This is a genomic window from Nonomuraea sp. B1E8 (genome assembly GCF_039871515.1).
Taxonomy (GTDB): domain Bacteria; phylum Actinomycetota; class Actinomycetes; order Streptosporangiales; family Streptosporangiaceae; genus Nonomuraea.
This window is the reverse complement of sequence record NZ_JBDPLS010000003.1, coordinates 1-22,456: the sequence shown is the minus strand read 5'-3', so window position 1 is coordinate 22,456 and position 22,456 is coordinate 1. Positions and strand designations below refer to the sequence as shown.

General features: G+C 66.5%; 16 protein-coding genes and 1 pseudogene. 6 read left to right on the top strand and 11 right to left on the bottom strand.

Annotated features, from left to right (window positions below; all coding sequences use genetic code 11):
• Nucleotides 1-97: 97 nt before the first annotated feature.
• The 6 genes from ABGA98_RS12295 to ABGA98_RS12270 all read right to left on the bottom strand — a co-directional run bounded on the left by ABGA98_RS12295 (nt 98) and on the right by ABGA98_RS12270 (nt 5,236).
• Complete coding sequence (locus ABGA98_RS12295; protein WP_347618364.1) at nt 98-955, bottom strand: oxygenase MpaB family protein; 858 nt, start codon at nt 953-955, stop codon at nt 98-100.
• A gap of 75 nt (nt 956-1,030) precedes the next feature.
• Nucleotides 1,031-1,987: a zinc-binding dehydrogenase gene (locus tag ABGA98_RS12290; protein ID WP_347618363.1), complete on the bottom strand. Its 957-nt coding sequence runs from the start codon at nt 1,985-1,987 to the stop codon at nt 1,031-1,033.
• Nucleotides 1,988-2,025: 38 nt separating this feature from the next.
• Nucleotides 2,026-2,946, bottom strand: a complete 921-nt coding sequence (locus tag ABGA98_RS12285; protein ID WP_347618362.1) for a hypothetical protein — start codon at nt 2,944-2,946, stop codon at nt 2,026-2,028.
• Nucleotides 2,947-2,991: 45 nt separating this feature from the next.
• Complete coding sequence (locus ABGA98_RS12280) at nt 2,992-3,420, bottom strand: type II toxin-antitoxin system VapC family toxin (RefSeq protein ID WP_347618361.1); 429 nt, start codon at nt 3,418-3,420, stop codon at nt 2,992-2,994.
• Complete coding sequence (locus ABGA98_RS12275) at nt 3,407-3,685, bottom strand: hypothetical protein (protein WP_132513837.1); 279 nt, start codon at nt 3,683-3,685, stop codon at nt 3,407-3,409. The genes ABGA98_RS12280 and ABGA98_RS12275 overlap by 14 nt, the downstream gene beginning before the upstream one ends.
• Before the next feature lie 99 nt (nt 3,686-3,784).
• Nucleotides 3,785-5,236, bottom strand: coding sequence for an acetyl-CoA synthetase (locus tag ABGA98_RS12270; protein WP_347618360.1), 1,452 nt, complete (start codon nt 5,234-5,236; stop codon nt 3,785-3,787).
• 284 nt (nt 5,237-5,520) lie between these two features.
• Between ABGA98_RS12270 and ABGA98_RS12265 the strand changes: the two genes are divergently transcribed.
• The 3 genes from ABGA98_RS12265 to ABGA98_RS12255 all read left to right on the top strand — a co-directional run bounded on the left by ABGA98_RS12265 (nt 5,521) and on the right by ABGA98_RS12255 (nt 9,143).
• Nucleotides 5,521-6,645 carry a serine protease gene (locus tag ABGA98_RS12265; RefSeq protein WP_347618359.1) on the top strand — a complete coding sequence of 375 codons (1,125 nt, stop codon included), beginning with the start codon at nt 5,521-5,523 and terminating at the stop codon, nt 6,643-6,645.
• 341 nt (nt 6,646-6,986) lie between these two features.
• Nucleotides 6,987-8,084 carry a trypsin-like serine protease gene (locus ABGA98_RS12260; protein ID WP_347618358.1) on the top strand — a complete coding sequence of 366 codons (1,098 nt, stop codon included), beginning with the start codon at nt 6,987-6,989 and terminating at the stop codon, nt 8,082-8,084.
• Nucleotides 8,085-8,369: 285 nt separating this feature from the next.
• Nucleotides 8,370-9,143: a hypothetical protein gene (locus tag ABGA98_RS12255; protein ID WP_347618357.1), complete on the top strand. Its 774-nt coding sequence runs from the start codon at nt 8,370-8,372 to the stop codon at nt 9,141-9,143.
• 125 nt (nt 9,144-9,268) lie between these two features.
• Here ABGA98_RS12255 and ABGA98_RS12250 read toward each other — a convergent pair whose 3' ends face one another.
• Both ABGA98_RS12250 and ABGA98_RS12245 read right to left on the bottom strand, forming a co-directional pair.
• A complete protein-coding gene (locus ABGA98_RS12250) occupies nt 9,269-11,059 on the bottom strand; it encodes a sugar transferase (RefSeq protein WP_347618356.1) in 1,791 nt (596 codons plus the stop codon).
• Between the two features lie 608 nt (nt 11,060-11,667).
• The gene (locus ABGA98_RS12245) at nt 11,668-11,886 is read right to left on the bottom strand and encodes a hypothetical protein (RefSeq protein ID WP_347618355.1); all 219 of its coding nucleotides are present in this window, start codon (nt 11,884-11,886) and stop codon (nt 11,668-11,670) included.
• A 98-nt stretch (nt 11,887-11,984) separates the two neighbouring features.
• Here ABGA98_RS12245 and ABGA98_RS12240 point away from each other — a divergent pair, with 98 nt between their 5' ends.
• Complete coding sequence (locus ABGA98_RS12240; protein ID WP_347618857.1) at nt 11,985-12,221, top strand: GntR family transcriptional regulator; 237 nt, start codon at nt 11,985-11,987, stop codon at nt 12,219-12,221.
• A gap of 25 nt (nt 12,222-12,246) precedes the next feature.
• Here the strand turns inward: ABGA98_RS12240 and ABGA98_RS12235 are convergent, their stop codons facing one another.
• Nucleotides 12,247-13,323: a DUF418 domain-containing protein gene (locus tag ABGA98_RS12235; protein WP_347618354.1), complete on the bottom strand. Its 1,077-nt coding sequence runs from the start codon at nt 13,321-13,323 to the stop codon at nt 12,247-12,249.
• Between the two features lie 148 nt (nt 13,324-13,471).
• On the opposite strand from ABGA98_RS12235, the gene ABGA98_RS12230 reads away from it, so the two are divergent.
• Together ABGA98_RS12230 and ABGA98_RS12225 are read left to right on the top strand one after the other, a co-directional pair.
• On the top strand, nt 13,472-13,951 hold the full coding sequence (locus ABGA98_RS12230) for a hypothetical protein (RefSeq protein WP_347618353.1): 480 nt from the start codon (nt 13,472-13,474) through the stop codon (nt 13,949-13,951).
• A gap of 58 nt (nt 13,952-14,009) precedes the next feature.
• Nucleotides 14,010-14,172 (top strand): annotated as a pseudogene (locus ABGA98_RS12225) (IS5/IS1182 family transposase); the annotation flags it as partial.
• 81 nt (nt 14,173-14,253) lie between these two features.
• Here ABGA98_RS12225 and ABGA98_RS12220 read toward each other — a convergent pair.
• Nucleotides 14,254-14,742: a hypothetical protein gene (locus tag ABGA98_RS12220; RefSeq protein WP_347618352.1), complete on the bottom strand. Its 489-nt coding sequence runs from the start codon at nt 14,740-14,742 to the stop codon at nt 14,254-14,256.
• Complete coding sequence (locus ABGA98_RS12215) at nt 14,739-21,719, bottom strand: RHS repeat-associated core domain-containing protein (protein ID WP_347618351.1); 6,981 nt, start codon at nt 21,717-21,719, stop codon at nt 14,739-14,741. The genes ABGA98_RS12220 and ABGA98_RS12215 overlap by 4 nt, the downstream gene beginning before the upstream one ends.
• Nucleotides 21,720-22,456: the final 737 nt, after the last annotated feature.

Here is a 22,456-nt window from a genome sequence, read left to right as displayed (position 1 = left end):
ACATCCTCGGACGTGGGACACAGGGCACGCCTCCTGGCCTCACCCGGGATCTCAGCACCCTGCGGCCGCCGTCCCGCACGGGATGGGCTCGTCGGCGTCAGGCTGGAGTCGGGAGACGCTCGGCGCCACGTGCCCTCCGTGCGGCGCGCCGGGCACGGAAGGCGATGGGCATGTAGCGCAGGCGTTCGGGCAGGCGCGGCGTGAGCGTCGCCACCGCGTGCCCGACCCGCCGCAGCCGCCGCTCGTCCCGGGCCGCCCATCGCAGCCCCAGCTTCCCGCGTACGGCCGGCGGCAGCGTGCCGACGGCCACGAAGTGGTTGAACTCCCCCGACCCCACCCCGACCGGCGTCCACAACCCGCGCAACGGCCGGGGCAGGCCGGGCGGCGCCGGGGTGCCGCGCATGACGGCCAGCACCTCCAGCGCGGTCGGGTGCGGCTCCAGCCGGTCGGCCACCATGTCGTCGAAATACCGCCAGTACGCCGCCAGGTCGCCCGGCATCTCCCGCTCGGGCACCCGCAGGATCGCGCCGAGTTGCCGCGACTCGGCGTAGAACCGCTCCTCCTGCTCATGGGTGAACGGGGTGCCGAACCACCGGTTGAGCGCGATGAAGCGTTCGAACAGGGAGAGGTGCACCCAGGCCCACGCCTCGCCGTTCAGCGCGTGGTAGTGCCTGCCGTGCTCGTCCACCCCGCTGATGTCCCGGTGCAGCCTCCTGAGCCGCTCGCCCTCCGCCGGGCCGCCGGCGCCGCCGTACACCCAGGTCTGGACGGAGGCGAGCGTGCGGGTGAGCCGCCCCCACGGGTCGGACCTGTACGTGGAGTGCTCGGCGACGGCCGCGCCCACGGCCGGGTGCATGGTCTGGAGGACCAGCGCGCTGCCGGCCACGAGCAGGTTGCGATATTCGCCGGCCGTGTCCCAGTGCAGCGAACCTGGGCCGAAGGGTTCGACGTCCATGCTGACGGCCTCCCGGGTGATACGGCTTTCTCTGCTTGTATCACCCAGGAGCGCCAGAAGTAACCATTTACTTATTCACCCGGAAAAGACGATCTTCCCGAAGATCTCCCCCTCCGCCATGGCCGCGAACCCGTCCCGCGCCTCGGCCAGCGGCACCGTGCGGTCGACGACCGGACGCACGCCGGTCTGCTCCAGGAACACCGCCAGCCGCTGCAACTGGTCGCGCGTCCCCATCGTCGAGCCGACCACGGACAGCTGCAGGAAGAACACCCTGTTGAGATCGGCGGGCGGGACCGCGCCGCTGGTGGCGCCGGACACGACGATGCGGCCGCCGGGCTTGAGCGACTTGAGCGAGTGGTCCCAGGTCGCCTGCCCGACGGTCTCCATGACGGCGTCGACCCGCTCGGGCAGCCGCGCGCCCGTCTCGAAGACCTGGTCGGCGCCGAGCTCGCGGGCACGCTCGCGCTTGGCCTCCGTACGGCTGGTCGCCCAGACCCGGTAGCCGCCCGCCCGGCCGAGCGCGATCAGCGCGGTGGCGACGCCGCCGCCCGCGCCCTGCACCAGCACGGTGGAGCCGGGCTGGAGCCCGGCCTTGTCGAACAACATGCGGTACGCGGTCAGCCAGGCCGTCGGCAGGCAGGCGGCGTGCTCGAAGCTGAGCGCGGCCGGCTTGGGCACGAGGTTGCGGCGCGGCACGGCGACCCGCTCGGCGAACGTGCCGTCGTACGTCTCCGACAACAGGCTGCGCCTGGGGTCCAGCGTCTCGTCGGGGCCCGAGCCGATCACCGCGTGCACGATGACCTCGTTGCCGTCCTCGTCCACGCCGGCGGCGTCGCAGCCCAGCACGATCGGCAGCCGGTCCTGCCGGATGCCGACGCCCTTGAGCGTCCACAGGTCGTGGTGGTTGAGTGCGGCGGCCCGCACGGAGACGGTCGTCCAGCCGTCCGGCGTCTTGGGCTCGGGGTGCTCGCCGAGCGTCAGCCCGGCGAGCGGATTGTCGGGATCGGTCTGTGTGGCGGTTACGGCGAACATGGCCGCACCCTACTAACAAGATTTCGTTCGACGGCCCGTCACCCTGCCGCCGCGCGTCGAACGTCCTCATCGAAGGCGATCCGGATGCCCTTGATGGCCTGGTCGCGGAACGCCTGAGGGCCGGTGACGGTGACCTGCACCCCGCTGCGGCACACCGAGTCGACGGGCCGCCCGCGCCCGTCGATGACGTAGGGAATCGCGGTGGTGCGCTTGCAACCGGGCGCCGGCGCCAGCACCACCATCGTCCCCGCCCCGTCGCCGAACCACAGTTGCGGCCCCACCGGCTCGCCCCGCACGGTGTCTCCCGGTTCGGCGAGCCGCACGCCGTCCGCCGACAACACCAGGTAGCCGTCCTTCGTCACCTTGCCCTTGAGCCCTTCGGCGAGCGCCGTGCGCTGTTCGAACGACAGCCCCCTCCCCCGGTCGTACATCGCCAGCCGCCACGGCCCGAACGAGAACATCAGCACCTGCCCGTAGCCGCCGCTGCCCGCCGGGCGCGGCCAGAGCGTGACGTTGGGGGCGTAGTTCCTGATCGGCTCGCCGCCTTGGGTGATCCCCGTCTCCCCGCTGTACGGGGCGACCAACTGTCGGTAGTGTCCCTCCACCCAGACGCCCTGGAACGGTCGCACGCCCATCTCGGCGAGGCCGAGCGTGGCCGGGTAGCGCACCTCGGCGCGCACGCCGTGCGGGAACACCACGTCGATGACCTCGTCGCCGCCCTTCTCCGTGGCCTGGGCGTGCAGGACGTTGGGCGGGTTGTCGATCGTGCGTAAGGACCTGATGGGCTCGGGGACCGGCTGCGGCAGCACGGCCTCGGGCTCGGGATCGCGCTCGGGCTCCCGGCTGACGAGCAGGCTGACGGCAGGGACCAGCAGGAGCGCCAGCACCACCACCAGCCCGATCCAGCGGCGGCGTCCGCGCTCGCCGCCTGACTCGATGACGTCGAACCGGTCAGCCACGACGTTCCTCGCCGAGTAGCCTGGCTTGCGCCCTTTCCCTCCAGTTCAGTTGAGGGGGGACCGCCAGCGCAAGCCCTCGAACCTGGCGAAATCCTTGTCGCAGGTCACGAATTCACAACCGTGCTCGATGGCGAGCGCCGCGAGGTAGGCGTCGGGGATCAAGTTGCCCGACGCCCCGGCCTGCCGGCACAGCCTGACGAAGATCTCCCAGTGCCTGTCCGCACCGCTGATCACCAGCGCATGCGGCTGGTTGCGGTAGGACGAGGCGAAGGTCAGGGCACGATCGAGGTCGTCGGGATTCTTGTAGATGCGCCGGTTGGTGACCGTGCGGACGAAGCCGTTGACGACGAAGTCGCTCACGGCGTAGCTGGAGTCACCGTTCACCATCTGTTCCACGATCACATGGCATCGATCGTGATCGGGAGACTCGTGGCGGAAGGCGTTGACCAGGATGTTGATGTCAGCGAGGAGCATGGAACAGCTCCGGGTAGCGCTCCTCGTCATCGAGGTCGTAGACGATGTGCTCCAGCTTCTCGCCGGCGTCCAGCCGCCTCTGGACCCAGGTCTGGTAGCCGGGCTCGGCGGTTGATGTGATCAGCTCCACGCGGGGTCGCTCCGCCACTTCCGTGGAGCGGTTGATGAGTTGCCGCAAGGCGTCCTCCATCACTGAGTTGAGACTGCGTCCGTTTCTCGCCGCGTATGCCTTCGCCTCGTTGAGGAGCGTCTCGTCGATGCGCACCGTGGTCCTCCGCATGACTCCAGCATGGGCGAGTGACATAAAAATGTCAACACCAGATAGTAGTCGCGTGGTCACAGGTTTTGCATCCACTTTAGAGGATCACCAGATCGCCACGTTCACCTCGCCGTCGTGGGCCACCCGCACCACCTGCCCGACCAGCTCGCGCGACTCGGCGTCGGCCAGCAGTTCGTCACGCGTCACGACGGCGTATGCCCGCCCGCCGGAGGGCACGTCCACCACGAGCACCCCTCGTTCGGGCGCGCCGTCCCGCTCGTGCGCCACCGTGTACCCGGCGACGACCGCCTCCCCCGAGAAGGCCGGCACGATCGGCTCCTCCTCTGCCACGAACACCGGCGCGGCCGCGTCGAGCAGCCCGCCCGGCAGCCCGCCGGGCTCGCTGGACCAGACGGCGTAGGCGTGCTTGGTCAGGTGCATGCCCACCCCGGTCACCAGCCCGTGCCCGGGCTGCGCGCGCAGCAAGCCCGCCATCGTGGCCGTCGAGTGCAGCACGTAGCCGCTGGCCGGCCCGCCCGCGTACGGCAGCCCGCCGGTCACCGTGAGCCCGCGCCGGTCCAGCGGGTCGAACCCGATGGCGTCACACGCCTGCCGCAGCGCGATCGCGAAGCAGCTGTAGAGGTCGAGGGCGTGCACATCGTCCGGCCCGAGCCCCGCGCGCTTGAAGGCGGCCTCGGCGGCCCTGCCGATGGCCTCCGAGCGGCCGAGCGCGGGCCGTGCCGCCACCTCCCAGGTGTCCTCCGCGTACGCCCACCCGCGCAGGTAGATCCGCTGATCCGCGGGCACCCCGAGCCGGTCGGCCAGCCGCGAGCCGGCCAGGACGACGGCCGCCGCCTGGTCCACCTCCATGACGGCGACCGTGTTCCTGGTGTAGGGCCAGCCGACGAAGCGGTTGCCGTGCACCAGCTCGCCGGGGGTGCGCGCGGTCCTGCGCCAGGCGTACGGGTTGGCGGCGGCCACCTCGGTCATCGGCGCCATCATGCGCCCCCGCTCGCGCATCTCCTCCTCGATCGTGAGGCCGAGCGCCGCCCGCCGCGCCGTCTCCATGATCGCGTACGTGTGCACCGGCATGAACAGCCCGTGGGCCAGCGCCGCCGGATGCGGCGGCCGTTCCCATCCGTAAGGGGGTTTGGGCACGGCCGGATGGCTCCAGGGCACGCTCTCGCCCGCCTGCCGGTACGCCCGGCGTGTCGCCAGCGCCTCCGCCCCCGCGACCAGCGCCGAGTCGATCTCCCCTGCCGCGATCCTCGCGGCGGCCTCGCCGATGAGCAGGTGCGGAGCCGTACCGCTGACCTTGGAGTAGGCGCGGTGGCGCGGCGCGGCGCCGAGGCGCTCGGCGAGGCGGCCCACCGGGGAGTCGTACTGCCAGGAGTCGGTGTAGACGAGCTGGATCGAGTCGAGCCGCCCGGCGGGGAGTCGGGCGTCGGCGGTGGCCGCGCGCGCCACCTCCTCCCACAGGTCGAGCGGCTCCGGGCCGGGCTGCTCGCGAATGGTGCGTTGTGCGATGCCTATGAGGCAGGGCGTGCGAGGATCCATGAAACCATCTAACCAGAACAACATTCGGTTGATAAGCAGTGGCGTCTGATAAAGCGAGTTACCACTGTTGCCGGAGAAGAAATACCAGCACCCCCCACCTGCGGAAATGCCGATCAGGAATACATGCGATCTCGCTATTTAGATAACGGAACGGAACCAGGCCATGCTTTTTCACGTCGTTTCCTGGCCGCCGGTCCGGCCATTCATTAACGTTCCGAGCGTTTTCCTGGCCCACCCGGGGCGCAGCACCCCGCTCTGGGCCGCCGAAAGCCGAAAGGAGCTCCATGAATTCCCGAGCAAGGCGCGTCGCGATCCCGCTGGCCGGCCTGGTGGCCGTCGGACTGGCCACGGGAACGGTCAGCGGCGCCGCGGCCGGCGCGACGGCACCCTCAGACGTCGTGTCCAAGAACGCGGCCACTCCCGCGGAGCAGGCGATCCAGTTCTGGACGCCGGACCGCGTGAAGCGGGCGACCGACCACGACGACACCATCGACCTGACCACCAAGGGCCTCAGGGGCGGCAACAGCACCCCCGACGGCCCCGCCGGATCCGTTCCGCCGATCGGCGGAGAGAAGAAGACGACGACCAAGAAGAGCAAGCAGGTCAACCTGCCGAACACCGTCGGCCGCGTGTTCTTCACGCTGCCCAAGGCCGACCCGCGCAACCCGAAGAACTGGCGTTACTGCTCGGCCAGTTCGGTGCAGGGCAAGTACCGCAACCTCGTGGCGACCTCCGCCCACTGCGTGTACGACACGAAGAAGAACACCTTCTACGACAACTGGGTCTTCATTCCGTCGTACTGGGACGGCAAGAGCGTCTGGGACGGCAAGGCGCCCTACGGCATCTACGCCGCCAAGACGTTCAACGCGCACGACGATTTCCTGGTGAAGGAGGACTTCGACTACGACTACGCGTTCGTCAACGTCTACAACGGCATCAAGGTCGACTGGGCGAAGGACAGGGGCCGCTGGAGGTGGACGGTCAAGAACGTCGGCCGACTCGGTGACAACGTCGGCGGGCAGGGCTTCACCTGGAACCGGAGCACGAAGGCGACCGTGTTCTCCTTCGGTTACCCGGCCGGCGAGCACCCCGACGGCGACAAGCCGTTCAGCGGGCGCACGATGAAGTGGTGCTACGGCAAGACCAAGCCGATGCCCGAGGCCACGAAGTACAACCTGCAGGAGCACGTCGGCCTCAAGTGCTCCTTCACCGCCGGAGCGAGCGGCGGGCCGCTCCTCTACTCCTACAAGAGCGCGTCGCGCACCGGCTACCTGATCGGTGTCAACAGCGTCGCGTGGGACACCGACGGCAACGACCGCTACGACCACATCTCGTCGCCGTACTTCAACACCGACACCTACAAGGTCTACAAGGCCGCCGCCAACCGCTGGACCGGCAACATGCCGTGATCAAGCCGGGCACCCCAGGCCCCGGTTCCCGGATGGGATCCGGGGCCTTCCCCTGGCGGCGGAATGGGGGTGGGCGGCGACGTGGTGTGCGCCACTCGATCGACACCGAAACACACCTGAATGACGACATTTCACGACGCATCATCAAGCCCGCCACACCCGCGCTGACCTGCGAAGATACCGTTGATTAATGATCATTTAGAGGTATCCAGAGTGGATGTCTGACAGGTTCCTTATAGTGCGAAGTGCACCCTTGATCAGGTAACGAATCTCTATCCTCGCTGCAATACCGTCTGTACATCTGGAAAAATCCCACCTTACGACCCCAAGAAAGGCAAAAGATGATCCCCCGGGCCAGGCACGTCGCGCTCGCTGCACTGAGCAGCGCGCTGCTCGTGCTGTCCGCCCTCACGGGGATCGCCGACGCCGCAGCCAACAGCACAGCCAACAGCAAGGTGTACGCCGTCCCCCTGGCCACGACCCAGGCGGACGTGAAGAGGGTCGCCGAGCACTGGAAGCCCGACCGGCTCAAGGTGGCCGACAACTACAGCCCGGCCACGCCCGGCGCCAAGGCCGCCCCGACCTCCGAGCCCCAGACCGCCACAGATCAGGGCAACCCCGTCGCCGCCATCAGACGCACCCTCGCCGCGCAGAGCGTGGCGTCCGCGATGCCCCGCAAGGGCAAGATGGCCACGACCATGGGCAAGGTCTATTTCCGCTTCGGCGACAAGGAATACTGGTGCTCGGCCAGCGCCGTCGCCGCCCGCAACCGCAGCGTCGTCGCCACGGCCGCCCACTGCGCGTACGACTCACGCCAGGCCAGGGCCGCCGACTCCTGGATCTTCGTCCCCAACGGCGAAGCATCCCAAGGCATCTACGTCGGCGCCGCCATCAGCATGCACGAAGACTGGTCGGGCAAGGGCGACTACGACTACGACTACGCCTTCGTGACCGTGCACCGCGGCTTTACCTGGACGAAGAAGAACGGCTCCTACGTCATGAAGGACATCGGCCGGCTCCAGGACAACGTCGGCGGTCAGGGACTCGACCTCAACAAGAAGCCGTCCACGTACTCGGCGTTCTCGTTCGGCTACCCGGCGGGCCCCCAACCCGACAGAAGCCACCCGTTCAACGGCAAGAAGCTGCGCGGCTGCGAGAGAGGCACCACCCTGTGGGCAGCCGTGGCCCCCGCCTTCGACCTGCAGAAGGGCGTACAACTGCAGCCGTGCGACTTCAGCCACGGCGCGAGCGGCGGGCCCTGGCTGATCGGCTGGAACGAGAACCGCGGGCTCGGCACCCTGGTGGGGGTCAACAGCCTCACCTGGAACCGGGACGCCCAGGGCTGGTACGACGCCGTGTCGTCACCGTACTTCGACACCACCACGGGCGAGGTCTACCGGCACGCCGCCTCCGTACGAACGATCTCCAAAGTCACCTGACCCCGGGCGCCACCCGCGAAGAAACGCTATAGCGGGCCGTGCTCGGACTGTCTTATGTTGCGGCCATGACACCTTTGGAACCGTCGGCCAACGCGCCCGGCGGGTGCCTGAAGGGTCACGTCCAAGCGATGTGATGCATCCACCAGCTGAGAAGCTGCCTGCTTCGAGGCGTCCGGGCTGCTGCCAAAATAGGCACGCCGATACCCGGCCGGACAGATACCGACCAGTGCCGGGGCGGAGCAAGCGCTTCTGCTACGCATGACGAGTTTGACCACGGGAGATGTGATGACCGAGCAGCTGGCGGATGCACTGGGGTTCCGCTGGGACAGAGACTCGATCAGGCAAGACGTGGGTGTGCACTCGGTTGAGCGAGCCGTCTGGCGCTATCAGCGCGCGCTCCCGGAGTTCGTGTGGGATGCCGCCGCACTGGAGGGAAATCCCTTCACCTACCCAGAAGTACAGACGATTATGGACGGCATCACGGTGGGAGGTCGCAAAATCAGCGACGAACGGCAGGTGGTCAACCTCGCCGAGTCGGCCAAGGAGCTGGTCAGGGTCGTAAAATCCGAGAGATTCATGCTGGACAAGCCGACGTCGGATCACTTCCAGCAGCTGATCACACAGGGCGAGGCTCTCGAAGTGGGGCATTTCAGAGGAGAAGGCCCGCTTACTCTCACGCCCGGAGTAAGCCTGGGAGAACACGGCAGGTATATGCCACCTCCGACCGAGCCCGGAGGAGACAACCTTCGCCGAATATTCACTGCCGGCGTGGCAGCCATCCGGACCGACATCGAGTCGCCGTTCGAGCAGGCATTGGCATACTTCCTGTTCGCCGCTCTCCAGCAGTTCTACTTCGGTGGCGACAAACGCACCGGCCGTACGATGATGAACGGGCACCTGATGTCGCACGGAATCGACGCCATCAGCGTGCCGGCCGCGCGGCGCGCCGACTTCAACACCACCATGGTCGGCTTCTACCGGACCAGGGACGCCACCACCGCGTTCGCTTTTCTGACCTCATGCCACCCGGATTTCGAGAACCCTCCAGGCATCCTGTAACGCCCTCCGCTCTGCCCTGTCGGGGTCTGCTGGTGAAGTGCGAAGACAAGTCGGGTGACTGTCCCGCCCTCTCCTGACACCCGCCACGAGCGGTTCCGCTTCGAATATGGGCACCCGAGATGGGCTCAGCCCTTCCCTCCCCCCGTCACCGCGGAACCCCAGGCTTTCATCATCTTCCCGAATTCCTTACGGAAATGCTCTCGGTCGATCGTCTCGCTGGCGTGCTGGAAATACCAGTTGTCCAGCCTTCCCCGTAGCCCGTTGAACTGCGGGGAAGCCGCCTCATAGCCGAAGTATTCCTTGTAGTACCCGAAGTGGCTCCACATCCCCGGAGTGGCCGCCTTCTTGCCGGTCGTCCACGTGTGGTTGACCTGCGGGCTCAGGTCGCGTGCCATTTCGTCATGCGTCGCCTGCACCAGGGAACGGGGTCCGATGAACGCCATCTTCCCGGTGGCGACCTGTGGCAGCTGCAGGAGTTCGTCCCATCCGGCGGTTCGCATGACGTTGCCGAATCGTGTGACCCGGGTATCAGCGGATCCCAGGCTGGAATCCATGCCGTCGGAGCTCTTCATCGAGCGGAGTTTCCACATGTTGAAGAGTTCGCCGTCCTTCCCGAGTCGCGGCTGCGACATGAAGGGGTTCTTGCCGTCCTCGGCGAACTTCACCAGCGCCGTCAAGCCGGCCACGGGCGCGGCGATCGGCATGAACGCCATGGACCATTTGAACTCCATCCACCTCTTCTCGGGGCTGCGCAGCCACTGCAGCCCCTTCTTGGGGAAGGATTCCCACGGCAGGCGAAGGCCCAGTTCGGGAGACACACGCTGCCGGCCGGCCGCGAACGTCTTGCCGGCGAGTTCCGCGCCGGTGCCGAGAAGGGCCATGCCGAAGCCGGCCTGTGCGGCATGTTTCCAGTCCCAGCCGTACCCGCTCGCCCATCCGGCCGTCGCCAGGGCGCCGGTGCTCACCGTTCCCCCGACGAGGAGGCGGGAGAGGACCCGTTCCCAGCCCGGTTTCTCCATCGCCGAGGCCAGACCGGTCAGCAGCGGGCCGCCCTTGCGCAGAAGCGAAGGCAGGGCGCCGTGCGCGCCGCCCATGAGACCGCCGGCGACCGCCCCGTGCCATGTCGTCTGGAGCAGCTGCTTCAGGTCGACGTCACCAGTGGCGAACAGCTGGCCGATCACGTTCAGCCCACCGGCGAAGGCCATGCCCAGCACCGCCTCGCGAATGATCCGCAAGGTGATCTGCAGGGCCATCCCCTCCAGCCGGATGGCCCTCGCCGCCGCGGCATTCAGGTAGGGGTTGATGACGGTCGCCACATACACCAAGGCCACCACGTAGGCGGCGGCCACCCAGTAGTGCCACTGCGCCTTGGAGATCGCGTCCATCCCCGTCCGGCAGTAGTCGGCGAGCTCATCCGACTGCCGTTTCAGCTCCTCCAGCAGCCCTTTCTCGCCGGTGAGCATCTTCACGGCCTTCTTGAACTCGTCCGTGTTCGGCCCGTCCCCGGACGCGATCACCCGACCCGCGTGCTGATCGACCGCCTCCGCCACCCGGTCGACGACGCGGCCGATCCTCAGCACGGCCTCGCGCAGCACGTTCACCTTGCCGATGTCGCCGTCAGGGTAGGCGCACCCGAAACCCATGGCCTGCAAGAACCATGCCGCCTGCTGTACGAAACCGGGCGGCTCGACCGTCGAGGGCAACCTGCCGCCCTCGATCGCCGGCCGATACTCCTCGATCTCCTCCAACGCCGCGGATGGCGGGGACTGCGAGGGCCCCTGCCCGTCCAGGACATCCATGGTCGCGCTGTTCGCGCCGCGATAGACGGTGCCGGCGTTGACCATTCCGGCTCCCATGCCCTGGAGCAGGTTCACCGTACCGACCAGGTTCTCCAGCAGGGCGTCGCGCAGCCCCACGAAACCCGGCGCCTTCCGCGCCCGGTCGCCCTCGTACAGGGCCCGGCCCAGATCGTCACTCCCGAACGGCCGCTCGCTCATCGCGTCGCAGAACTCGTCCACACCGATCCGCAGGTCGCGCACCGCGTCCTGGACGCCACCCCCGGCTCCCATCCAGAGTTTGGCGGAGAATGCGGTTTCCAGCATGGTTGCGACCCCAGCGAGCGTTACCGACGATCGGGTTGATCTTGTCGCGAAGACTGTCAAGAGTGTACAAGGATCACCGAACGGTGCAATTCGGATACAGAACTCCTCGCATGGGGCACCGTGTCACCACGCTCGACCGCTCACAATACGCAGCCACAGCACCTGCGCCTCGCGGACCGACGTCCAAGGACTCTCGACGATCACAGGCACGTCGTTATCTCCGGACGCTCGGCGAATGAACGACAGGCCCCCTGCCGCACACAGTTCATACGAGGGCCGCCGGCAGTCGCAGGTGTAGTCATTGACCCGGATCCGGCAACCGCGTGGATGGCCTTGTCGCCAGTCCACCCGTTCAGCTCCAGGCTGAGGAGCCGGCACGTGTACGCCATGGTAGTCGCCCCAGGCGAACGGCTCCGGGACCGTCATAGCGTCGTACGCCTACCGGTCTGGTCGCGCAGACGCTCCACGAAAGTCGCTACGTCATCGGCGCTCACAGTCTGCTGGAGCCCTCGTTCGATTGCCGTGTTGCTGAGCCTGATGCCGCGCCGCGTCGCGTAGAAGATGCCCGCGTCGCTGCGGAAGCACGACCAGTCAGGGAACGTTTTCCGGATGAGGTCGAGCTCGTGGGGAGGTTGTGTCATGCCGATAGGGTAGAAGTGCAGTGCGCGGTTGTCTATAGGGCACCATAGAGCCATCCGGAGATCGATGGAAATGCACAGGTTTCTACAGTGGCCTGGTGATGGAGTTCCGCGAAGACCAGCCCCGATGGCAGCAGGTTGCCCAGGTGATTCGCGAGCGCATCGCCGAAGGGACATACCGTCCCGGCTCCCGGGTGCCGAGCGAGAACGACCTCATGCAGGAGTTCGGCATCGCTCGCATGACGGCGCACAAGACCATGAGAGCCCTCCGCGAGGAGGGCTCCATCTACACCGTGCGAGGCATGGGCAGCTTCGTCAGCATTCCCGAGGGCACATGACTGTCGGCCCGCTGACCCGAGCTCGTCACGTACCGACCCGATTGAAGGGCGGGCGGCGGGCCCAGGTGGCCCAGCGCCAGAGCCATTCGAGCGGGCCCTGGCGGTAGCGGCGCAGCCACAGGGCGGACAGCAGCCACTGGGCCGCGAGGATGGCCCCCGCGGTCAGGAACGCCACCTGCAAGGACTGGCCGACCGGCAGGCCGAGGATGCGACTGGCCGCCAGGACGAGCAGCGTGGCGGTCAGGTAGTTGGTCAGGGCCATCCGGCCCAGCGGCGCGAAGACGACCCGAAGCACCGGCCGCAGCGGCGTTCTGAGCAGGACCAGCAGGGCGCACACCACCACGCCGGCGATCAGCAGGTCGGCCAGGCTGGACGGGAACGACGGCTGCATCAGCTCAGTCCCGGTCTCCACTTGGGCGTGCACCCACAGGGCAGCGGCCGCCCCAGCCGCGAAGACCATCCCCAGCAGGAGCGGCCCTCGGGTGGATCGCTCGATCCGCTCGATCACCCCGTACCGGACCAGTGCCGAGCCGAGGAGGAACAGCCCGGCGATCAGCAGAGGCCCGCCCCCGCCGAACAACGCCACCGGAACGAGTACGGCGGCGAGGCCGGCCACGGCCCATCGCGGCAGCCAGGACGAGGGCAGCAGCACCAGCACGCCGACCACCGCGTACTTGGTCAGGATCTCCCCCGGCCACAACACCATGTGCACGAGCCCGATCGCGAGCAGCGCCACCAGCCGTCGCAGCAGGACCAGCCACGGGCGGGAGACGCGGTCGGCGGCGGAGTTCAGCAGCAGCGTGAACCCGATGCCGAACAGCAGGGAGAAGATCGGTAACCCGAGCCACGGATCCCAGTCGCCCATGGGCTGTGTCACGACGGCGGTGCCGTGATTGGCGATCAGCTGGATGTTGGCGAACAGGATCTCGCACAACGTGAACCCGCGCAGCACGTCGAGCGCGATGATCCGCGGCCGGCCGGAGGAGAGCGCGCCTGTCTGCGGCCGGCCGGACGCGGGCGTAGCGGTAGAGGCGGTGGCGTCGTGCGGGAGACGGCGACCGGGATGGCTGGTCGGTTCTCGGGGGAACTCTTCGCGAGGCATAGGGCCGAATCCTGCAGGGCCGCCCGCGGGGACGGTATCGGCCGAAAGCAGGGTCAGCAGCATCCATGATCGTACTTTCGGGCAAAGTCACAGGCGGTTGCGACGTCCATGGTCGGCCGGTTGCTGATCGTGCCCGATGCTGGATGTCATGTTCCGCATTCCGCCGCGCACGGCCACCGACGCCTACCTCTCCAAGATGGGCGGATCGGTACGCCTCGACATCGTCTTCGACGTCGATCTCGGAGAGCTGGTGGAAGGCCACCACGTGGTCGCCCGCGGGCTGGAGTTGACGGACGCCGGCGGCGTGCTGCACTACGAGTTCGTGCCCGGACTGCGGGAACAGGAGGAGGAAATCAAGGGCCCCTTCTTCTGGTACTGGATGTTGTCCACGGAGGACGACCTCGGTACCCCCTACAACGACTACAACGACGGTGCATTCGACCCGGACGGCGAGACGGCCGCGCATGGAACTCGCCACCTGGGCGGGCCGGTTCCCAACACAGCCCGCCTGCTGCATCTGAACTTCACGCCGGCCGAGGGATGGACACCACCCCGATCCTGGTGTCGGCAACTGGACATTTCCTTGCCCGACGGGCACGTAACAAAGTCGCGGACTTCCCCACACTAAGACGCCGAATGACAACGGCACGGAGCACTCGTCGGCTGATCCTGCATGATGGCGCTACAGGCATCGGGTGAACGTGCAGGTGATCGCCTCCCCGGACAGAACGATCGTGTGGACCTCCGGAGCGCTGCCGGGCGAACACCGCAAACTGAGCGCCGCCCGGGTCTGGGGCATCCTGCGCGCCGGAGCGGGCCGGGATCATTGCCCTGGCCGACAAGGAATACTCGCTGCGAGGCCCCCAACCAGCCTTAATGAGCACTTCGCTCAATTGCACACGTGACTTGCGCCACTGCCCCTCATCCTAGCTAGTCGTCAAATACAACCACTAGGTCGCGATCAGCCGGGAAATTCTCAACAGTTACCAGAATACGCCGACCCTGCACGATCTTGGTCACTCCTGCAACACAACGATCGCCACACGGCTCGATTGGCAGTGACACATTAACCCATCCCGCGGAATAAAATTTGCGCAATAATTCCGCAGAAGTCTTGCCAGTGTCAGCATCATAGGTAATCCAAACACCACCCTCCACGTCAGAGTCGCAATCATTGTATGTCTGCAGTGTCGTTTGCATCTCCGGCGTCAATAAAGGCGCAGTTGCCTTTTCCAGTAGTTCCGCTTCGCCCTCAGCTTTGGCATAACAGGACTCCAGACCTTCTGAAGTATTCGCATTGCCCTGTTCCGTACACCCCGCGCCAAGGAATGCCACAAGAACGAGTAGCCAGGACGCCTTTTTTCCCATACGATTTCCCATCTCCACCCAGAGGCATGAAACTTCAACAGATCGCATCATGACCTACATTTTCTGCTTCCTCCATACGCAACACACATGCGATCTTCACTTGTCAGTTCGTTATTGTCGTAGAGGTCTCGACCCACCTTGAACAGTCGATCCAGCAATGGCTTCATACTTTCATTCCAAGGAGCGCCATTCCGCGCCACTTGATAGCTCGGATACCACTCGGTTCGATGATCCAATGCCCATTGGCGCGCCACATTATTATTATACTGGTCGACCCGAGTGTCACATGAAAGGCGAGGCTTGCAAGGCTTACCGCCACCTTCGTGCGCGTCGCCGATCTCCTTGGCGGCATCGGCACCATACTCCCACGTCAAAAGAGCTTGCCAGATGAAGTGGCGAATGGCATTTCTCGAAGGAGTATTTTTTCTATTTCCGTACTTTTCGTCGAGATATTCGGATACCAACTCGGCATATCCATAGGACTGGAAACATAAAACCGGATTGTTTTTACACCAGTTCTTTTCGGCCTCCGAGATGCGATCGGAAGGACTGGAAGCCTTGAGGACGACGCTCACACCGCCGCCGCCATTCTTCTCTACTGCAGACCGCTCCCCCAATTCACGCAACACTTTCTGGCGATACTTCCACGCGAAGTCAAGTACGGCAGGGTCAATGCCGTTATATGCTTCTTTGATAAATCCATCTATTATCCACTCACTCGACTGCCAAAATCCCTTTGCAGTGATCCATCCATTCGGGAGAAGGTTCATTCGCTTCATTTCTTCGACAGTCATCACGTTGACCAGATTGGTGACAACCGCGCCGCACCCACCGTAGGTGTCGCAGCCGATGGGTCCGCCACCTCTCGATATACCACAGCTACCAATGCAATAGCCGCCTGCGCCTCCCTCGTCGCCACCGTAGACAATGCCGTGCTGGGCATAAATATCGGTGGCTGATTGGTAGCCGATGCCTGGTGTGTAGTGCCCACTTCCTGTGCTGACGGTGTTGTGGCCGGTGGGGTCGGTGCCGGTGAGGGGGGAGGCGTTGGCGTAGGTGTAGCGGTTGGCCTGGATCGAGGGGTTCGGGTCCAGGGTCATGGTGTCGCGGCTGGTGAAGGTGCCGGTGTCGGGCTGGTACCAGCGGGCGTGCATGTTGACCTTGCCGGTGTCCGGGTCGGTGTATTCGCCCTGGTAGCCGAGGTTGGTATTGGTTCCGGTCTGGGCGGTGACGGCGCCGAAGGGGTCGTAGGCGGTGGAGGTCTGCAGGGTGGTGGTGTAGGTGGCCACCAGGTCGCCGTGCAGGTCGGTGAACGCGGCCACCGCCGCGCCGCTGCCTTCCTTGAGGCCGAGCAGGCCGCCGCCGACGTCGCGGGCGTAGCGTGCCTGGACGGCGCCGCTGCTGTCGGTGATGGCGGCCAGGTCGTTGCCGAGCCCTGCGTAGGCGAAGGTCTGCTTGGTGGTGCCGTGGATGCGGCTGGTGACGCGGTCGAGGGCGTCGTAGGCGTAGACGCTGTCGCCGTCTGCGATGAGCCGGTCGAAGGCGTCGAAGGTGTAGTCGGTGGTCGTGCCGGCCTTGGTCTCGGTGGCCAGGGTGCCGCGCGGGGTGTAGGTGTAGGTGCTGCCGTCGCCGGTCAGCAGCCGGTTGCGTTCGTCGTAGGTGAAGGTCTTGTCGCCGGCCTTGGTGCGGTTGCCGGCGGCGTCCCACTCATAAGCGGTGGTGGCGCCGTCAGGGGCGGTCCACGAGGTGAGGCGTCCGGCGTGGTCGTAGGCGTAGGTGCTGGTGCCTGCCCCTGCCGTGCCCGTGGTGGTCTTGGTGGTGAGGTTGTCGTCCTTGTCCCAGCCGTAGGTGATTTTCGCGAGCTGGGTGCCGGAGCCGTTCTCGAGCGTCTGTCCGGTGAGGCGGTCCATGGGGTCGTAGTCGAAGGTCTGGGTGCTGGCCTGGCCGCTGGTGGCGGTGACGGTCTTCAGGCGGCTGGCCGGGTCGTAGCCGTAGGTGAGGGTGCGGCCGGTCACCGGGTCGGTGGCGGTCTTCAGGCGGCTGGCGTTGTCCCAGGTGAAGGTGGCGGTGCCGGCGGCGTCCACACGCTGGGTGGGGTTGCCGAGCGCGTCGTAGCTGTAGGCGGTTTCCTGGGTGCTGCCGCGCGTCACCGTCAGGGGCAGGTTGCGGTCGTTGTAGTCGACGGTCAGGTTCCCGGCGGTGGTCATGCGGTTGGCCAGGTCGTAGCCGAAGGTGCGTTCGGCGGTGGCCGCGTCGCCGCCCGCGCCGGTCTCCTTGGTGAGGCGGCCGAGGTGGTCGAAGACGCGGTCGATGCGTACGCCACCGGGCTGGAGGGTGGCGACCGGGTTGCCCGCCGCGTCGTAGACGTGGGTCCAGGTGCGGTCGGCCGCATCCGGATGCGCGGCAGTGGGGGGTTCGGTCACCGATTCGGCCAGGCCCAGGCTGTTGTAGGTGGTCCAGGTGGCGTTGCCCCGGCCGTCGGTGAGCCGGGTGCGGGCGCCGCTCGCGTCGTAGCCGAGGCTCGTGGTGATCGACTCCTCGTCCGAGACCGGCTCGACGAGCTCGGTGGGGCGGCCCAGGGCGTCAAAGGTCTGCTGGGTGAGGTGTCCCTCGGGGGAGGTGACGCTGGTCTTGTTGCCTGCGGCGTCGTAGCCGAAGCCGTAGGTGCGCAGCACGTCGCCGGTGCCGTCGAGGTCTTTGGCGGCGATCTGCCGGCCGGCCAGGTCATAGGCGGCGGTGGTCGCGTTGCCGTTGGGGTCGGTGGTCTTGATCAGCCGTCCGGCCAGGTCGTAGGCCATGCCGGTCGTGTTGTTGTTCGGGTCGGTCACGGAGGTGACCTCACCGGCCGCGTTCACGCCGTAAGAGGTGACCTTGCCGCCCGGGGCGGTCTGCTTGACCAGCCGGCCCGCGTCGTCGTACTCCATGGTGGTGGTGTAGGACGCCGTGGACGGCTTGCGCTCGATCTGCGTGGCGGTGATCTGCCGGCCGAGGTCGTCGTAGGTCGCCCCGGTACGCGCGCCGGTCGGGTCGACCGTGGCGAGCTTCTCCCCGGCCATGTCGTACTCCGTCACCCACGTTCCGCCCTGCTGCCCTTCCGGGGCGGGGTCGGTGACGCGCACCTGGCGGCCGAGCCTGTCGTACTCGAAAGTGGTCGTGTGGCCGCGCGGGTCGGAGGTGGAGGTGAGCTGGCCGGCGGCGTCGTAGGTGTGCGAGGTGGTCGGCGTGAGCGCGGTGCCGCCGGGCGGGGTGTAACTGGGCGCCTTCTGACTGGTCAGGCGGCCGGCCTTGTCGAAGACCGAGACCACGGTACGGCCCTCGGCGTCCGTCTCGTGCGTCTTGGCGCCGAGCGTGTCGTAGCCGAAGCGCACGGTGGGGTGAGCGTCGCCGGCCGTGCCGGCCTTCTCGACCTTGACCTGGGGTCCGGTGGTCTCTATGAGGCGGCCGAGCGCGTCGTAGCGCATCTCGGTCGTGTACGCGTCCTTGTTCGCGCCCGCCGCATTGCCGCGCGGGTCGGTCGTGGCGACGGCCAGACCGCGATCGTCATAGTCGACAGTGGTGACGAGGTCCTCCTCGCCGTTCTCGACGGTCGTCCTGGTGGGCAGGTTCGTCGTGGTGTAGGCCTGTTCGGTGACCTCGGCGCGGTCGCTGTCGGCGCTGGTACGGGTGGTCTTGATGATGTTGCCGTTGGCGTCGTAGGTGAACGCGGTCCTGCGGTCCAGCCCGCCGGGGTCGAACCTCTGCGAGGTCAGGAAACCGGCCGCGTCGTAGACGTACTCGGTCGTCGACTTCCCGCCACCGGTGACGAGCTTGATCTGGTTGCCCGCCGCATCGTAGGTGTGGTTCTCCAGCACCACGTCCCGTGCGGTCGCGGAGCCGTTCAGCTTCACGTCGTCGGCGATCTTCTTGGCGAGCAGGTTGTCGCCGAAGTAGTCGAAGGAGGTCCTGCGGCCCATCGCGTCCGACTGGGTAGCCAGGCGGCCCGCCGCGTCATAGCCGAACGACGCCAGCACCTTGTCCGTGGCGGGTTGCGGGTCGACCGGGCTGCCGGTCCAGCCCTTCAGCGTCTGGGTGATCAGCTCGCCGCGCTTGCTGTAGGCGTGCTCGACCACCGCGCCTCTGGCGTCCGTCACCGTCGCCGGTTTGCCGATGGTGTTCCAGCTCTGGCGCACCACACCGCCCTCAGGGTCGGTGATCGTCTCGACCCTGCCGTGTTCGTCGTAGGTGTAGACGGTCGCGCGCTCGGCGTCGCCGCCGGTCAGGTCGCTGACGGTCTCGCGCAGCTTCGCGCCGTCCGGATCATAGGCGTACGTGGTGCGCTTGGTGTGCGTGACTCCGGACACCTCGTTCTTCACACCCGGCTCGGTCCGCGTCGCCAGGCGGCCGAGCACGTCATAGGTGAGGACGGTCTTCACCCCGTCGGGGTGCGCTTCGGACACTTCCGAGCTCTCGCGGAGCCGGCCCAATGCGTCATAGTCCAGCTCGACCAGTAACCCCTCGGGGTCCCGTTGTTCGGCCAGGTCACCGGCCGCGGTGTAGCGGTAGGTCCACGTGTTGCCCCTGGGATCGGTCTGGGACGCGACCAGGCCGGCCGGGGTGGTGCCGCCGCCGACAGCCGCCTCCGTGCCGTCGGTGTAGGAGGTCGTGACCGAGCGGCCGTCGGGAAAGCCGGAGGTGGCGGGGGTGGTCTGCTTGGTCTGCTCGCCGTACTGGTTGTACTCCCACGTGGTCGCGTAGGTGTCGCTCTCCAGGTCGGACGAGCGGGCATCCCGATGGACGACCATCTTGTCGTTGCGCGGGTCGAACTCGTCATCCTCGTTGACGTAATAGTCGGCGTAGCCGAATTGGCAACTGGAGTCCGTACGACATGACCTGCCGCGGATCGGGTTCCCGCGCTCGTCGTTCCACCAGCGGACAACGTTTCCGTTGCGGTCGATCCTCTTGGCCGGGAAGCCACCGGTGTCGTACTCGTAGCTCGACCTGAACTGGAGCTGGTCGATCTCGTACACCAGTCGATCGGCACGTCCCCGGTCGTAGCCGTAGGTCTGCTTGCCGTCGCGCGGATCGATCACCTCGACCGTGTTGACCTTCTCGACCCAGTCGACATCGGGCTTCCCGACCTTCCACGTGCCCCCGTGCCTGTCGACATGTGTCAGGAGGCGGTCTGTCGCGGTGTCGTAGGTGTTCTTGGCCCAGATCCGGCCGGACGGCAGCGTGACCTGCGTCAGCTTGTTGCTGACCTTAGCCCGGGCAGCCCAGTGCGCCCGGATCGTGGCCTCCGACAACGGCTTGCCGTAGACCGCGAACTCGTCGATCGAGCCCTTGAACGCGAAGGCACCGGAAGCCGTCTGGCCTCCCGGAATATCCGACCAGGAGGTGGCACGGTCACCGCTGCCCACGAACGCATATGCGCGGTAATCCGACATGATCGTTCCGGTCAGCTCACCGACGAGTTCACCGTCGAGATACAGCTTCTGCTGCTCGCCCCCCACCGTGAGCACCACATGATGCCACTGACCATCATTCACCGGATCGGCCGACGTGATCGGGGTGAACCCCGAACCCGACAACTCGCCCAGCTGACCTCGCAGCCGGCCATCAGTGCCGACGTACAGGACGGGTCTTGTTGCGCCGAACTGGTAGCCGAACTGACCAGCGGAGAACACGACACCGTTCTGAGTAGTCTTGATCCAGCCTTCGATCGAGACTTCGTTCCGCAGGCGATCCAACATGTCGAACGGAAGTTGCATGGTGGACTTCGTGAAACCCGCGGCGGTGTCGCTGCTTCCCTCCAGCGCACCCGGCTCGCCCACGGTAACGCCGGAATAGATGCCCGTGCCGCCCTCACTACCGAGATTGGCCGCGGGCTCGTCCTCCGCGTCGCCCAAGCGCCAATAGCCCACCGGCTCGGCGTCGAGAACGACGCCCTGGTACCGGGAGCCTTCCCCATAGCTGTAGGTCGTGCAGTTCGGCGCGACCGCCGGCGAGCACACCGACGTCAGGTTGTCACCCGTATAGCTATAGGTCCACGTCCGTGCCTTGCCGTCCACCGCGTCAGTCGACACGGTGGCCACGCGAGGCCCGTTCCAGGTGAAATGCAGCGCCCGGCCGCCGACTCCCGTCACCGAGCTGAACGTGCCATCGTCTCCGTAAGAGAGGGTCTGCGTCCGGCCCCGCTTGTCCTCGATCTTGAGCAGCCGTCCCGACGCGTCGAAGTAATAGGAGGTGGAGGAGGTGTCCATCAGGCGCCAGCCGCCGCCCTCCACGTCCGCCAGCACATCCTTCATCCCCGGCGGCGGCTGGTACGTGCCATCGCCCTTGGCGGCGAACCGCACCCGCCGACCACTCGGATAGCTCACCAACAGGCTCGTCGTCGACGTTCCGGACAGCTCCGCTACGACCTTCATGTCCCACGGCGTCGACCAGCCGGCGCCGAACATGCCGTCCGTGCGCGGATCCTGGCTGTTGTACGTCCGTATCACCGACAAGGGCGGACCCGCCGTCGCCACCTGTGCGTCCACAGCGCTCGTGGTGTAGTTCCCCGCAACGGGCGAGAACTCCTGGCCCTCGCTCGCGCGCTCTCCCAGATGAAGACTGTTCAACGGCTGACGCGCACCTGTAACGACCAGTTGCCTGTCGCTGACGGCAGACTCGCTGGTCTCCGGGTCCACGACACGAACCCACCACTCGTACTGCTGGCCCCATTCCAGCGTGTCCTCAGGCACCCGCCAACTGCTCACACCAAGCTGAGCGGCGGACTGCCAGCACTGCGGCGTCGGGAACGGCTCTCCCGGGTCAGGAAACTGACCCTCGTCCTCCTCCGGTTTCTCGCAGATGTTGAACCTGAAGCGCAGATCCGCCTCCGTCCCGCCGCCCAGACGGGTCGCGCGCACGGTCAGCAGCGGAGTCGCGCTGACCAACGACCCCGTGTCGGGGTACACGTGGTTGATCATCGGGATCGCCGCCGGCAGAGCCTGCCGATCCCTCCGCTCCGCGCGCTCGACACCAGGCGGTAAATCGGACTTCTCCACCTCCAACGCCTCGCCACGCCTATCCAAAGGAAGGGCTCCCGGCACTCGGGAATCCCGTACAGGCTTCCGCTCCCCCGTAACCGAGGTGGAGGTCACGAGACTGGGCACGACCCCCGCAGAACCCAACTGCTGCTTGGGAAAAACAAGATCCCCCTGGTCGGCGGCAACCAGGCTGGCCATCTCCATTTGTGCCGGGAGTGGGGTGGCTGTTAAGGAAAGTAAGCCGGGTAGCACGGCAACAATGATGGCCAGTGCTGATTTAGACAGAAGGGCATGCGAAAACAAGCGGCGCATACGCCGTCACACTCCGAACCACGCAGGGCGCCCTTGACGCCGGACGAAGCTCCATCCCACCCGGCAGAGGTCGAGAACCCTGACAGTGCAGCTCGGAGCGTGTTACCAAACGGGCAAAGCATAAAATGCCCATAAACTAACAACAAGATCATATCTGTGATATTTGCGTAGCATTCTGTGACGCTCCGGTCGGATTGCAGCTCGAAGGCTGAAATAACACATCACCGGAGCAGGATCCCAGCGGGTCAAACTTGGCCTTGGTCTGGGGCCGATGCAGGGCGGGCTCTATGGCGAGGCTTGTGTCCAGCACACACAACCTCGATGACTCAGGCCGGGGTCGCGTCTGCTGAACGGTTCGGCGTGGCGGAGGTTTCCGCCTGATCATCCGTTTTGGTTCGACCGGTGGGGTGGCATCACCGTCCGAGGCGCTCGGGTGGGCGACG